The sequence below is a fragment of the Cylindrospermopsis sp. CR12 genome (assembly GCF_001432185.1).
In the GTDB taxonomy this organism is placed as follows: domain Bacteria; phylum Cyanobacteriota; class Cyanobacteriia; order Cyanobacteriales; family Nostocaceae; genus Raphidiopsis; species Raphidiopsis raciborskii.
The window spans coordinates 1-14,407 of the sequence record NZ_LMVE01000071.1 but is presented as its reverse complement, the minus strand read 5'-3'; the positions used below and the strand labels follow the sequence as shown (position 1 = coordinate 14,407).

The 14,407-nt window shown below is 37.0% G+C and carries 13 protein-coding genes; all 13 read left to right on the top strand.

Annotated elements, in window-relative coordinates; all coding sequences use genetic code 11:
- Nucleotides 1-399 precede the first annotated feature (399 nt).
- The 13 genes from ASL19_RS08915 to ASL19_RS08855 all read left to right on the top strand — a co-directional run bounded on the left by ASL19_RS08915 (nt 400) and on the right by ASL19_RS08855 (nt 14,296).
- Nucleotides 400-777 carry a hypothetical protein gene (locus ASL19_RS08915; RefSeq protein ID WP_057178061.1) on the top strand — a complete coding sequence of 126 codons (378 nt, stop codon included), beginning with the start codon at nt 400-402 and terminating at the stop codon, nt 775-777.
- Nucleotides 778-868: 91 nt separating this feature from the next.
- Complete coding sequence (locus ASL19_RS08910; protein WP_200959837.1) at nt 869-1,186, top strand: hypothetical protein; 318 nt, start codon at nt 869-871, stop codon at nt 1,184-1,186.
- A gap of 423 nt (nt 1,187-1,609) precedes the next feature.
- Nucleotides 1,610-1,816 carry a class IIb bacteriocin, lactobin A/cerein 7B family gene (locus ASL19_RS08905; protein ID WP_057178060.1) on the top strand — a complete coding sequence of 69 codons (207 nt, stop codon included), beginning with the start codon at nt 1,610-1,612 and terminating at the stop codon, nt 1,814-1,816.
- A 15-nt stretch (nt 1,817-1,831) separates the two neighbouring features.
- The gene (locus ASL19_RS18210; protein ID WP_072149114.1) at nt 1,832-2,062 is read left to right on the top strand and encodes a hypothetical protein; all 231 of its coding nucleotides are present in this window, start codon (nt 1,832-1,834) and stop codon (nt 2,060-2,062) included.
- A gap of 469 nt (nt 2,063-2,531) precedes the next feature.
- Complete coding sequence (locus tag ASL19_RS08895) at nt 2,532-3,701, top strand: phosphotransferase (protein WP_057178058.1); 1,170 nt, start codon at nt 2,532-2,534, stop codon at nt 3,699-3,701.
- 24 nt (nt 3,702-3,725) lie between these two features.
- Entirely contained in the window at nt 3,726-4,829 is a 1,104-nt protein-coding gene (locus ASL19_RS08890; RefSeq protein WP_057178057.1) for a T3SS effector HopA1 family protein, read from the top strand.
- A gap of 382 nt (nt 4,830-5,211) precedes the next feature.
- Nucleotides 5,212-5,376 carry a hypothetical protein gene (locus tag ASL19_RS18205; RefSeq protein ID WP_200959836.1) on the top strand — a complete coding sequence of 55 codons (165 nt, stop codon included), beginning with the start codon at nt 5,212-5,214 and terminating at the stop codon, nt 5,374-5,376.
- A gap of 661 nt (nt 5,377-6,037) precedes the next feature.
- Entirely contained in the window at nt 6,038-6,622 is a 585-nt protein-coding gene (locus ASL19_RS08880; protein ID WP_057178055.1) for a helix-turn-helix domain-containing protein, read from the top strand.
- A 49-nt stretch (nt 6,623-6,671) separates the two neighbouring features.
- Nucleotides 6,672-9,398, top strand: coding sequence for a peptidase domain-containing ABC transporter (locus ASL19_RS08875; protein WP_057178054.1), 2,727 nt, complete (start codon nt 6,672-6,674; stop codon nt 9,396-9,398).
- A gap of 246 nt (nt 9,399-9,644) precedes the next feature.
- Nucleotides 9,645-11,237, top strand: coding sequence for an HlyD family efflux transporter periplasmic adaptor subunit (locus ASL19_RS08870; protein WP_057178053.1), 1,593 nt, complete (start codon nt 9,645-9,647; stop codon nt 11,235-11,237).
- 51 nt (nt 11,238-11,288) lie between these two features.
- Nucleotides 11,289-12,020 carry a peptidylprolyl isomerase gene (locus tag ASL19_RS08865; RefSeq protein ID WP_057178052.1) on the top strand — a complete coding sequence of 244 codons (732 nt, stop codon included), beginning with the start codon at nt 11,289-11,291 and terminating at the stop codon, nt 12,018-12,020.
- A gap of 1,010 nt (nt 12,021-13,030) precedes the next feature.
- Nucleotides 13,031-14,077, top strand: coding sequence for a CHAT domain-containing protein (locus tag ASL19_RS08860; RefSeq protein ID WP_152980416.1), 1,047 nt, complete (start codon nt 13,031-13,033; stop codon nt 14,075-14,077).
- 72 nt (nt 14,078-14,149) lie between these two features.
- Nucleotides 14,150-14,296, top strand: a complete 147-nt coding sequence (locus tag ASL19_RS08855; protein ID WP_235528962.1) for a hypothetical protein — start codon at nt 14,150-14,152, stop codon at nt 14,294-14,296.
- Nucleotides 14,297-14,407: the final 111 nt, after the last annotated feature.

Sequence of the window (14,407 nt, the reverse complement as noted above, 5' to 3'; positions counted from 1 at the left end):
GGAATTAATCTTAGCGGAATCAGTAGAGGCTGTTTAAGCCAACCTCAGAAAGTTCGTTTATGGACTCTTCAGAAATCTCCGTGTCTTCAGACCGGAGAAGCTTAAGTATAATCCTATGGCTATAAACATTGTATTACGAGTATTAAATGGCAACTTCTCAGAAGGATTTAATATAGATATCATTTATGATGGAAAAAAGAATCAGAGCGTATTGTAGAGAATACAAATATACAAAATCTCTACATCACATGGCAAAATATTCTACATAGCTATACAACCCGTAAAATTTCTTCCATAGAAGTTCAGGACACTCATATAACTACAGAAAAATGGAGAACTGCCAAAACAAAGTTACAAACGGAGTACGAAAAATGGCTAAAAGATCAAAAGATTAGTAGTTTGATTGAAAAAATAATTTCTCCTACAGAACAAACTAAAACCTCCACTAAACAGAATCGAAAATTAGTTCGTATTCACCTAATTTTTTCACCAACCCTCAATCAAAGTAGCCAAAGGGATAACGATATTCTCCGCAGACTACCGTGGGGATCCTATTTCAACGATCATATTAAATCTGATATAGCTGATAATTACGATATAACCTTTATTCTATCAAAAGAACATACATCTAAACCTATTCATACTAACTTATTCAGTTCAAAACCGCCAAAAATCCTGGCTATTTTTGGTGGTCATCAAGGGGAACTAGCATCCAGTCAGTCTGACGAAGTTAATATTAAGTTCTCAAAATGTCAACGAATATCTTATCAAGAGTAAGTTATGCGATCGCTCGGTAGAAAATCTGGAATTAAAACAGATTCAGGCTAAAAATTTTAATTTATTAGTAACTTTACCAGGGGGGAAAAAGTTGCTGGTAAAACAAGAACAATTTATTAATTTAGAAAAGGAAACGGTAGGCGAGTTTTTTGGGGAATGGCGAATCCCCAGCTTTCTGGAGAACTTTCCTGAATTAGACCATTGGCGTAGGTTTCTGCCAGAATTACTGCTCTACGATGCTGAGAACTCAATTTTAGTTTCTACTTATCTAGATAATTATCAGGATTTAGGACAATTCTACTCTAAAAACAATGTCTTTCCTACTCAGGTTGCTGCTCAAATTGGCAGTTGTTTGGGCACAATTCACAGTGAAACCTGGAATAAAAGTATTTATAGCGTCCCTATTTAAATGCTGATTCTGAGGATGTTTATCAGAGATTAGAGTTGGCTGACTGATATTAGTCGCCTATATGTGAATCAAAGAGGGATCGGTTCATCCGTAGATTTTAGCCTAAGTCATGGGGCTATTTTTTTGGCCCGCCGCCACCCGAACACTGGAAAGAGAGATTCAAAAAAAAGACACAATTGTATTAACTATATCTTAAAAAAGAAAGGTCATTGATACGAAGGTATGGGGAAATGCGGACATAATCTAAATCAAGTTACAGTGTTTAATCAGTAAAAAGAGACATAATTGTGTTAGTTGGATGAATTTTAAAGTTGCTCAACCTCTTGTCATTTTTAGAGAGTTAGGAAATAGTAATAGTTGTAGGGAAAAGAACAAAGTAAATCTGACTACCTCAAAGTGAAACTTATTTCAAGGGGAAACAAAATGGCTAATATTAGTATTTCCGACTTACGTCCTGCTGGTGTAGATTTTTTCTCTGATTCTGAAAGCTTTTTAGATGATCTAAATGATAATGAGCTTTACAATGTTTCTGGTGGGTTGGCTCCAATAACTGTTGTTATTACTTCGACTTTTGCTTGTGGTTTGGTTGTTGGTATTGCTATTGCTGTTTATGTTGGAACACGAAAGTAGAAAAGGATGAGTATTATGCAAAAAATTACGATTGACAACTTAGAGTCTCCTGCTGGATATGATTTATTCCTTGATTCTGAAAGTTTTTTAGATGAAGTACATGAATCTGAATACCATAGAATCAATGGTGGAGCTACTCCAACTTTTACAATAACAAGTACTGCTTGGTGTTGGGCAGGAGGCGTGGCACTTGGGGCGGCTATTAGTGGTGGCATTGTATGGGGTGCTAAAAAATTATTTGGGTAGACACTAGACGGGGAAGAGGGACATTGCTAGTTCCAGGGTTTCGGATACCTGGTACTACTTATTTTTAGGATTAGGCGTATAACAATTTGCATTGACAAATATTGTTGCCGCCTATTTTCTAATTTGTTATATCTAACTCATCCCAAAAGAGCTTGTCCTGGTGATGTTCCCTTTCTTTTTTTGATTTGGTTTCATCCCCGCTAAAAGTTTACTCCCCCACCGGTTTTTTTCTACCTTTTTCNNAAATCCTTTATAAATGCTTGCATACTCATCTAAAGTTTTTCATGTATATATCTAAACGTGTTTAATGCCCTTTTTTCTTGGTTTTCGACTCATAAAAATTTAAGGCTGGGTTATTCTCAGTTACTAGTAAATACATAAAATATATGATCAGGGATTTAACAGAAGTGAAAGCAACATAAATACTAGTGGGTTGTCAATTTATCTAAATATCTAAAGGCAGGTTTAAATGAAGTTGATCTTAAGTTCTCAAAATGTCAACGAATATCTTATCAAGAGTAAGTTATGCGATCGCTCGGTAGAAAATCTGGAATTAAAACAGATTCAGGCTAAAAATTTTAATTTATTAGTAACTTTACCAGGGGGGAAAAAGTTGCTGGTAAAACAAGAACAATTTATTAATTTAGAAAAGGAAACGGTAGGCGAGTTTTTTGGGGAATGGCGAATCCCCAGCTTTCTGGAGAACTTTCCTGAATTAGACCATTGGCGTAGGTTTCTGCCAGAATTACTGCTCTACGATGCTGAGAACTCAATTTTAGTTTCTACTTATCTGGATAATTATCAGGATTTAGGAGAATTCTACTCTAAAAACAATGTCTTTCCTACTCAGGTTGCTGCTCAAATTGGCAGTTGTTTGGCGATAATTCACCGTGAAACCTGGAATAAAAGTATTTATAGAGAATTTTTTGCCCAAGAAGAATTTGCTGGAAAACCCAAGGTATCCCCACTATTACTAGATAGTTTGGAACGGATAGGGCCAGAAATTTTTGGACTGGCCCCCATGGGTGGATTAAAGTTTTTTGCGCTTTATCAACGATATGATAGCTTGGCAGAAGCAGTTAAGCTCTTAAGTAGAACTATTTCTCCTATTTGTCTAACTCACAATGACTTGAAGTTGAATAACATTCTTTTAAATCAAAATTGGAAAGATGTGAATGAAAATGTGGTCCGTTTGATAGATTGGGAAAGGTCTGATTGGGGAGATCCAGCATTTGATTTGGGAATGGCGATCGCCAGTTATCTGCAAATTTGGTTAGGTAGTTTGGTAATTAGTAATTCGCTCAGTATTGAAGAGTCTTTGCGACTAGCAACTACTCCACTAGAATTACTTCAGCCATCTATGGGGAGGTTAACGTTAGCTTATTTAGAAACTTTCCCAGAAATATTACAATACCGTCCTAATTTCTTAAAGCAAGTAGTCCAGGTAGCAGGGTTTTCTTTAATTACTGCAATTTTAGCAATGGTTCAGTATCAAAAAATTTTTAATAATACTGGAATTGCTATGCTTCAGGTAGCCAAGGCTTTGTTATGTCGTCCTGAATCATCAATGCCCACGATTTTTGGGAATACTGCTACTCAGTTAAATCAGATGAATTCTTCTGTTGTTGGCAAACTTTAATATCCTTGAGTATTTTGAAAAATTATGTCATTACTTAATTCTCAATCTCATCAATTAACTTCTGAAATTGGAACCCGGTTAAAGGAAGTTTTGTTAGATATTGTGGAAAATGTCGAAATTTCTGCTGATTTTTCGATTCGTCATCCTAACTATGAACCATGGGAAATGCCTACGGATATGTTGTCTCGCATTCAGGCTTTACCAAAGCATATACAAGAAAAGTATATAATATTACAATTGCGAGGTTTTCTTTACAGCATTTATTACAATGGGTCGATACAAAAATCACAAGCATTAGGTGATGGGAATAAGCATCAGCAATTAGATTTGGAGAATAATAGTTTTGCTGGTGTATCGATGGAATTTTATTTGCAGTTAGACAAAGCGAATAAAGGAGAGGGTTATTTTGATTCAGGTTGGTCTGTTTTGAGAGAGGAAACCGATGGCAGTGTGGCTGTAACTAAGGGTGGTTTGCGATTACATATCCAACGTGACAAGCATCTTCCAGAGTATGAAAAATCTGCAGTAGTGGGTGATGTTGTATCAATTTTGATGCCCAAGAATTTAGTGCAAAATGGCTTTTATATGGCAGTGGGTAATGCTGGTTTACAAAGAGAGGAAGCCATGGTGCGAATCTATTTTAATGTTACTCCTGAAGGTGCGGTGGCTGTGATGGCTGGGTTAACTGAAAAGTTAAATGAGATGGGCATTCCCTTTAGTTTTAAGACCTTATATAATTCAGCTGATTATCAACGATATGATTCTGGAGTGCTTTATTTCGGCAAACAAGATTATAAATTAGTAAGGCAAGTTGTGAGTGATGTTTACCAGCAGAATCAGTCTGTTTTTAAGCAAGAAACACCTTTGTTTACCCTTGAGTTAGCACCGGGTTTAGGCTTGGCAGAAGAACCAGACAAAAAGTTTGGCAGTGAGGAGAGTTTTGGCATGAATCGGTGTCAGATTATAGCCCATGGTTTATTGATGGCTTGGCAACAGGAGGACAATTCTGCGGTGGGTCGGATTAATGCTATTTCCGAGCAGTTTTCTGGGTTGGGGATTGATTGGCAGCGTCCCTATTTAAATGCTGATTCTGAGGATATTTATCAGAAATTAGAGTTGGCTGACTGATATTAGTCGCCTATACCGGAATCAAAGAGCGATTGGTTCATCCGTAGATTTTAGCCTCATTGAGTCATGGGGCTATTTTTTTGGCCCGCCACCACCCGAACACTGGAAAGAGAGATTCAAAAAAAAAGACATAATTGTATTAACTATATCTTGAAAAAGAAAGGTCGTTGATACGAAGGTATGGGGAAATGCGGACATAATCTAAATGAAGTTACATTGTTTAGTCAGTAAAAAGAGACATAATTGTGTTAGTTGGATGAATTTTAAAGTTGCTCAACCTCTTGTCATTTTTAGAGAGTTAGGAAATAGTAATAGTTGTAGGGAAAAGAACAAAGTAAATCTGACTACCTCAAAGTGAAACTTATTTCAAGGGGAAACAAAAATGGCTAATATTAGTATTTCCGACTTACGTCCTGCTGGTGTAGATTTTTTCTCTGATTCTGAAAATTATCTTAATGAAATTACAGAGTCAGAAATCAACTCTATAACAGGTGCTTCCAGACGACCTTTCCCTTTGCGGCCAACAGTTTGTCCTCCCCGCAGGTAAGGTAAAAACAATAGAGAGGGAAGGGAAAAGAACAGCATAAATCTGATTACCTCAAGGTGAAACCTATTCCAATTCGTTTCGTAGGGGTTATATTAAATTTGGTTGTGCTTTTTTCATTTTCTGTTATGGAAGTGTGTGTTACAACAGATATCCCTCGATTTACTGACTAAAGAGCGATCGCTCTTTAGTCTAAACTCCAGTTAGAATACGTTGGCTAAAAAAGAGTATTAAAATATAGAAAATATAGAACCGATGTAGTAGAACTAATGATTTTGTCCTCTAGAATTATGCGATCGCCTGTGGTTGAGGGCGTAAAAATACGAGCATTTAATAATACTTAAATACGAAATTTGTACTTATTTTAAAAAAAAGCTGGTTACTCAAAAAAATAGACCTGTTTCATACTACATAGATTTAGAGGTCAAAAAAGAGGTGTAATTCTGATGAATAGCCATATAACCCTTATTTTTATTGCTTGCGCTCTTGGTGCATGTGGAATTTTAGCCACTGATTGCTTTATTCCTAAATTATCTTCTATTTTAGCACAAACTAGCTCTGGTTCCGGGATGGTTGATGCCACTATGCCATATACAATACTCAGTATAGCCAGTCGTAGGCTCTCCAAAATACTCTCCTACTAAGGCTAAGCGAGTATTATCCTATGAAATCGTCTGAAACTGATATTAATTTTCCCAATAACTCTGGTCGATTTCTCAGTCCCTTTCAGAGAAAACATCTAGAAAAAAACCTTAAACTAAACTTGTCCAAGCAGCATTTTCAGAGGATTAAAATTATGTTGCTTGCAGATCAGGGTAAAACCCAAACCCAAATTTGCCAAGAATTAGGTTGTTCCCATAGTACCGCACGCTATTGGATAAACGTTGCCAAGTCTGGTCAAGCTCATCAGTGGAACAGTAACTTAATTGGCAGACCCCAAATTGTAGATGATCGATGCTTAGACCGGTTGAGAGAGTTACTCTCTCAAAGCCCTAAAGAAGTAAAAGTGCCTAATCGTGATTTTACTTATAATGCTTCACAGTGGACAGCTAAAAAATTAAGTGAACACTTAGAAGCAGAAATGGGAATTAAAATAAGCGATCGCCATATTAACAGACTGCTCAAACAAATGGGCTTATCTACCAGACAAAAGTCAAAGAATAACCCTGAAAAAAACGATCCCCCACAATCAGAGACTAAAAACTTGAGTAACAAAAGCAGTATTGTGATTAGGGATCTTCCCTCATAGTTGGCGTTTTCTTAACTAATTAAAATTTTGACCCACTATTCATAGAAAAATGACTACCAAAGAACATCTATCTCGTCTAATCGGTGAATTTTTATCAGAAAAGGAGTTAGCCAGTTTACTTAGGGCGGCTGAATTAAAAAAACCTGAAAGAGGTCTGTTTTTGAAAAATATCTCAGCATCCGATGGCTTCTATATTTTGATTACTGGTAAAGTAAGACTGGTTAACAGTAGCCGAGACTTAATTACCACCCTAGAGCATGATCAACTATTTGGGGAATGTACTTTATTTCCTGAATCCAATTTTTTAGATTATGCTGTCACAGTTTCGACTGAAGTAGAGCTGTGTTATATTCCTGGTAAAGTTTTGCGCTCTATCATTCATAAAAATTACCGATTCAGAGATTATTTATACAATTTAGCTATAGCTAAAGATAATGAACAAAAAACCAAATTTTCCATCAATACTCAACCAGATTTATCTGGAAAGAAAAACCCCGAACACTTTGTTGAATCAGACACAACTACTTACAATCCAATACACAAGCAAAAAGTAAACAAGGCCTATTTCCCCAGCCCTGCTCAGCGAGTTACTCATTTATGGCAGCGTATTACTAAACGCTATCCTTTCTTTGAGCAACAAAGCGCTTCTGACTGTGGTGCAGCTTGTTTAGTGATGGTTGCCTCTTACTGGGGTAAAAATTTTAGTGTCAACCGCATTAGAGATATTGCTAATGTAAATGCCAATGGAGCTTCCCTACGGGGATTATCCGCTGCTGCAGAAAGTATTGGATTTTCCACTAGACCAGTAAAAGCAAGAATTCACGAAAACGAAAAAGCAAGTATGAACGAATTGGGTAGACAATTACCCGCGATCGCTCACTGGGAAGGCAAACATTACATAGTAGTTTATGAGATCACTCCTAATACAGTAATTGTTGCTGACCCTGCTATTGGTCAACGTAGTTTAACTTACCAAGAATTTAGAGCGGGATGGCAAGGTTACACATTACTCCTAAAACCAACAGCTTTAATCAAGGAACTCAAAAATCAGACCACCCCATTCTGGCAGTTTTTTAATTTAGCTAGTCCTCATAGCCAAGTATTGGTGGAAGTATTTATTGCTTCCGTCGTAATTCAAATTTTCGGACTAATTACCCCATTATTTACCCAGCTACTTCTCGACCGGGTTGTTGTTCAAAGGAGTACATTAACTTTAACAGCTGTGGGATTAGGGTTAGTCATTTTTGGTTTATTTCGGGTTGCTTTAACCGGCTTGCGACAATATTTTCTTGACCATACTGCCAACAAAGTACATTTATCCATGATTGTGGGATTTATTACTCACACTTTCCGATTACCCCTGCAGTTTTTTGAGTTTCGCTACGTAGGGGATATCATGGCTAGAGTGCAGGAAAATCGGAAGATTGAGAGATTTCTAACAGGTGAAGCCCTATCTATTGTATTAGATTTACTCACCGTCTTTATCTATGTGGGGCTTATGTTTTGGTATAGCTGGAAGATGGCTTTACTAGCACTAGTTATTGTCCCACCCTTTTTCTTACTTGCTTTCATTGCTACTCCGTTCCTCCAAAAGATATCTCGAGAAATATTTTCAGCTGTAACCGAAGAAAGTGGTTATCTGATCCAATCTCTAACTGGCGTACGCACCGTCAAATCTCTAGCAATTGAGCAGGTGGTACGTTGGCGTTGGGAAGAGTTCCTCAACAAGTCAATTCGGAAAAACTTTTCCGGTCAGATTATTAGTAACCGACTCCAAGTATTTAGCTTAACCATCGAGTCTTTAGTAACTACTGGGTTACTTTGGTTTGGAGCTTGGTTAGTGATTAAAGGAGAATTAACTATCGGCCAGTTGGTAGCTTTTAATATGTTAATTGGCAATGTAATAAACCCTTTTCAGCGGTTAACAGTTCTATGGAATGAGTTTCAGGAGGTAATTATTGCAATAGAGCGAATTAATGATGTAATTGATACTGAACCGGAGGAAGATTTCCAATCTCAGTCTCGTTATTATTTGACAGATTTAAGAGGAGATATTATTTTTGACAAAGTCACATTTCGATACCACCCAGAGAGCGAAACGAATATTTTAGAGAATCTCAGTTTTGAAATCAAAGCTGGACAGACTGTAGCTTTGGTCGGGCGTTCTGGTTCAGGAAAAACCACAATTTCTAAGTTAGTTTTGGGGCTGTATCCCCCTACAGATGGGAAGATTTTAATTGATGGTCATGACATAAATAGCATTTCTTTACCTTCCTTGCGTCAAAGAGTCGGTGTTGTTGACCAGGATACTTTTTTATTTGGTGGCACAATTCGGGAAAACTTGACTCTAGCCCAACCTTCTGCAACTCAGGCGGAAATTATTGAAGCATCTCAAATAGCAGGTGCTGACGAATTTATTCAAAAATTACCCATGAGTTATGAAACCCAGATTGGTGAAGGTGGGGGGTTATTGTCTGGTGGTCAAAGGCAAAGATTAGCCATTGCTAGGGCTTTATTGGGTAATCCTCGTCTGTTAGTTTTTGATGAGGCAACTTCCCACTTGGATGTGGAGTCAGAGCGAATTATTCAGACTAATTTGAATAGAATTCTTAAAGACCGCACAACATTAATTATTGCCCATCGCCTATCTACTATTAGAAATGCTGATGTTATTTTAGTTTTAGATAGAGGAGTATTAATCGAGCAAGGAAACCACGAGCAGTTAATGGCAAAAAAAGGACATTACTACTATTTAAATCAGCAGCAAATTAATTAATTTTCCCTCTGGGATTGATGGTCATCTCTAAATGTTGAATGGCTTTGGGTAACTAGGGAGGCACAATTATTTATAGGATGGGTCGAGTAACGAGACCCGTGTGGGCGTTGTGTTTCATACTTTAACCCAACCTACGTTCATCTTATATTTAATTCCACTCACCCACCTAGACTAAGTCGACAACTAAAACTCAACCTAAAACTCAACCTAGAACTTAACCTAGTAAATCTTGGAATAATTAAGGCCATGCCACAGTTTAATGATATTACCCAACACCAAAAGAACATCGACCAAAGTTTAGACACAAACTTAGTAAGTTTACCAGATGAATCTAGTCCTTTTATCGACCAAAATCTACCAGCAAACAACCTAAATTCTCCGGTAGATTCGTCTTTTGCCACAAATGAACTGTTGGACGCATTACCTCAGCGATGGACTCGAGGACTTTTCTATTTTTTAATCGCTTTTATGGCGATCGCCTTACCCTGGGGAATGTTGTCTAAGGTAGATGAAACGGGTACTGCTAGAGGAAGGTTAGAACCGCAAGGTGGTACAATTAAGCAAAAGCTAAATTTAACCCATACATCTGCTGCTCTTAATTCCCAAACAGCTAAAGTTGAAATACTAAAGGTTAAAGAAGGAAGCACTGTAAAAGCTGGGGATATTTTAATGGAACTGGACAGTCTCCCTATTCGTGACCGAATGACTCAACTCCAAATTCAACTACAAAGTCAAAAAAATCGGCTCAATGTACTAAAGGAACAAAAAAACCAGCTAGAGACTGAACTGCGTACTCAAGAACGGCAAAATCAGTCCCAACAATTAGAGAAACTATCTCAAGTAGAACAAGCACGACAAAACTTTCAGTCTCTTAAGATAACATACAATTTGCAAGAACAGGAAAAACTGACCCAAGTTGCTCAAGCCAAACAACAGTTAGAGGATAGCAACACAGCTTATGATTTAGCACAAATCCAGTTACAAAAAGCCTTGGGAGAAGTCGAACGTTACCAAGATCTTTTCCGTAAGGGTGTGGTAGCGCAAGTTCGGGTCGTTGAACAGGAAAGTATCGCCAATGAGAAGCAGATTATTTTAAAAAAAAGTCAAGCGGACATGAAGCAAGCAAATTTGCGATTAATTGAACAAAACAGGATTCATGAGAGAATTGTTAATCAAGGGAAAGCAGATATTAAGCAAGCAGAGTTGCGTTTAACCGAGCAAGAGAATAGTCTTCAAACCCTTACTCATGCTGGAGAAATATCCCTGTCTAAAATTCAAGAACAGCTAAAAAATTTGAATGGCCAAACTAACAGTCTCGAATCTGACCTGATGCAAACAGAGAAAGAAATTGATTCTTTGAAACTTGAGTTAAAGAAACGAGTTGTTACAGCCCAAGTAGACGGTACTATTTTTAATTTGGGGATTACTGGGGTAGGAGATGTGGTACAACAAGGAGCAATGATTGTAGAAATAGTGCCCCACACAGCGAATATTTTATTGAAAGCACAAATGGCAACTACAGAAAGTGGTTCATTACGTAAAGGAATGCCAGTTAAGATGAAGTTTGATGCTTATCCTTTTCAGGATAATGGGATAGTTAACGGAAGTTTAATCAAGATTTCCCCCACTACTAAAGTGCAAGAAACAGCTCAGGGGGCAATAGCAATTTATGAACTAGAAATTCAGTTAAATCAAACTTGTATTAATACTAGCAATCGCTGTATTCCCTTACGTTACGGACAGACAGCTACAGCTGAGGTGGTTGTACGTCAGCGTCGCGTTATTGATTTTATTATTGATCCATTTAAGAAGTTACAAAAAGGAGGTTTAGAATTTTAGAAAACTTTTAGCAATCTCTTGATTTTGTAGTTTTTTTAGGAAAAATAAATCATGTTGCAATCTACTACTATTACTGCTGAAGATATTCTCAAACAAGTTAAGCTATCTCTTCAAATACCCGATTTAATCCAGTCTATTCTTAGTCACCGAATTATTAGTGATGCAGCTACAGAAGCTGGGATAACTGTGGATAACGAGGAACTCCAGCAAGCAGCAGATACTATTAGAGCGCTTCAGAAACTTCATGGCGCACAAGAAACCTTTGCTTGGCTAGATAAACACCATCTATCTATAGATGATTTAGAAGAAATTGCCCACTTTACCATTATTTCCCAGAAGTTGACCACTCATCTATTTGCCGATAAAGTTGAGCCTTACTTTTATGAAAATCAATTAGATTATGCTGGGGTTGTGATGTATGAAGTGGTGTTAGAGGATGAAGATTTAGCCATGGAATTATTCTATTCTATTCAGGAAGAAGAAATCAGCTTTTATGATGTAGCTCACAAGTATATTGAAGATAAAGAATTACGCCGAAAAGGGGGATATCGAGGAATATTGTCCCGTAAAGATTTGAAGTCAGAGATTTCGGCTGCTGTTTTTGCAGCCACACCACCAGAGGTTCTTAAACCGATTGTGACTTCCAAGGGCATGCATTTGATTTTAGTGGAGGAAATTATTCAAGCAGAGTTAAATGATCAGTTGCGCTATCAAATTTGGTCAGAGTTATTTGGCGAGTGGGTAATAAATCAAAAGAACAAAATCACAGTAACTTATTTCTAACTGCAGTTTAAGTGGGTGGGTGGAATTAAACATAAATCGCTAACCCATCCTACAAATAATTTTGCCTCCCTACTTAGACTCAAGAGAAGAGCGATCGCTAAATAGTCAGTAAATCGAGGGACAGAAAAAAATCACCGGGACAAGCTCTTTTGGGATGAGTTAGATATAACCAATAAAAAAATAGGTATGTAATAATACTTGCCTTGACAAATATTGTTACACGCCTAATACTAAAAATAAGTAGTACTAAGTATCCAAAACCCTGGTACTAGTATTTCTTTTATCTAAACTAGGTGACTCCTTTTTCCTTTGCCTTCCCATACGTATATGATGAGGAATTACTACCAAAGTCCTTTTTCCTTTGCCTTCGCATACGCACATGATGAGGAATTACTACCAAAGTACTTACAAATATAACTAGAACTTGATTTTGTCGAACCTCCGTAAGTTTTAAGTTCGTCATCTGTCAAATCATTCAGATAATTTTCAGAATCAGAGAGACGTAAGTCAGTAGTGCGTAAGTCAGAAATAGTAATATTAGCCATTTTTGTTTCCCCTTGGAATAAGTTTCACTTTGAGGTAATCAGATTTATGCTGTTCTTTTCCCTACGACTATTACTATTTCCTAACTCTCCAACAATGACAAGAGGTTGAGCAACTTTAAAATTCATCTAACTGATACAATTATGTCTCTTTTTACTGACTAAACACTGTAACTTCATTGATTATGTCCGCATTTCCCCATAACATCGTATCAACCACCTTTGTTTTTCAGGATATAGTTAACACAATTATGTCTTTTTTTTTGATCTCTTTCCCCAGGGTTCAGGTGGTGGCGGGTCAAAAGCCCTATAACCATAAATAGACATCTCCGATAGCAATTGAGTTTACCCTTCTTTATACCTCATAACTTTTGTACATAATTGTTAAATTTTTGTAAGTAAACTTGCTAAGTTGTGTTGTTCTCGGTTAGACTTCCATTTCAATCTACCTACCTCACTTATAATCCTATGGCTATAAACATTGTATTACGAGTATTAAATGGTAACTTCTCCGATGGTTTTACTACAGAGATCATGACTGATGGAGCAACGGAAACACTGTCTACTATAGAGAAGATAAAAATAAGAAAGAATATCAATATACCAAATTTCTATAGAAAATGGCAACGGATTTTGCACAGTTATACAACGCGTAAAATTTCTGATGTACCCAATCAAGAAACTAGTATAAATACAGAAGAGTGGAAACTTGCCAAAGCAAACATACAAGACGAGTACGAACAGTGGTTAGAAACCCAAAACATTAGTACTTTAATTAAGAACCTAATTAAGAACCTAATTGATAAGAACCTAATTGAAAGAAGAATTTCTTCACAAAATCGAGAATTAGTTCGTATTCACCTAAATTTTTCAGATAACCTCAATGAAAGTAGCCAACAAGATAATGATATTCTCCGCAGACTACCGTGGGGACATTATTTTAATACCCATATTAGTAATCACAATTATGATATAACTTTTATTTTATCAAAAGACCATACGAATAAACCTACTCATGCCAACTTATTCACTTCAAAAGCACCAAAAATCCTGGCTATTTTTGGTGGTCATCAAGGGGAACTAGCATCCAGTCAGTCTCATGAAGCCAATGAACTTCTGAAAATATGTGAACCTAATGGCGCAACAGTTATTCTTAAAAATGTTACAGAACAACGGGAATTTCATCAACTACTAATTAACGACAGCTACGATATTCTATTTTACTCGGGACATAGTAGCAGTAAAGATGGAGGCACAATCCAGTTTGAACAAGAAAACTCAATTATCCGAGATTTTAAGAGCGATCTCATCCAAGCAACTGAAAAAGGGTTAAAAATAGCCCTGTTCAACTCCTGTGATGGACTAAAAATAGCAGACTTTTTAACAAAAGAGGTAGGCATACCAGCTGTAATAGTCATGAAAGAGCCAGTACCAGACGAATTTGCTCGAGAGTTTTTCGAAAGATTTCTATGCCGTGTTACCACCGCAACCGAATTTACAGCAATTTTCATGTAGTTAAACTCCAAAATAAGATAAGCTATAATAAGGGTAATAAACTAAAATAGAGTAGAAGTGCTGTCAAATTATATGCCAAAACCTTATTCAATAGATTTGCGTAATCGCGTGATTGTAGCATGGGTTGCTCGAGAGGGATCTCAACGCCAGTTGGCAGAAAGATTCAAGGTCAGCTTATCATTTGTGAGAAATTTAGTACGTCGTTATAGCGATCGTTAGTAAAGGAGTAATCGTAGGTTGGGTTGAGGCACGAAACCCAACAAACCAACAGGATATATATAAATGCGATTTCGAAGCACACCCTTGTCATTATATACTACTAAATAAGAC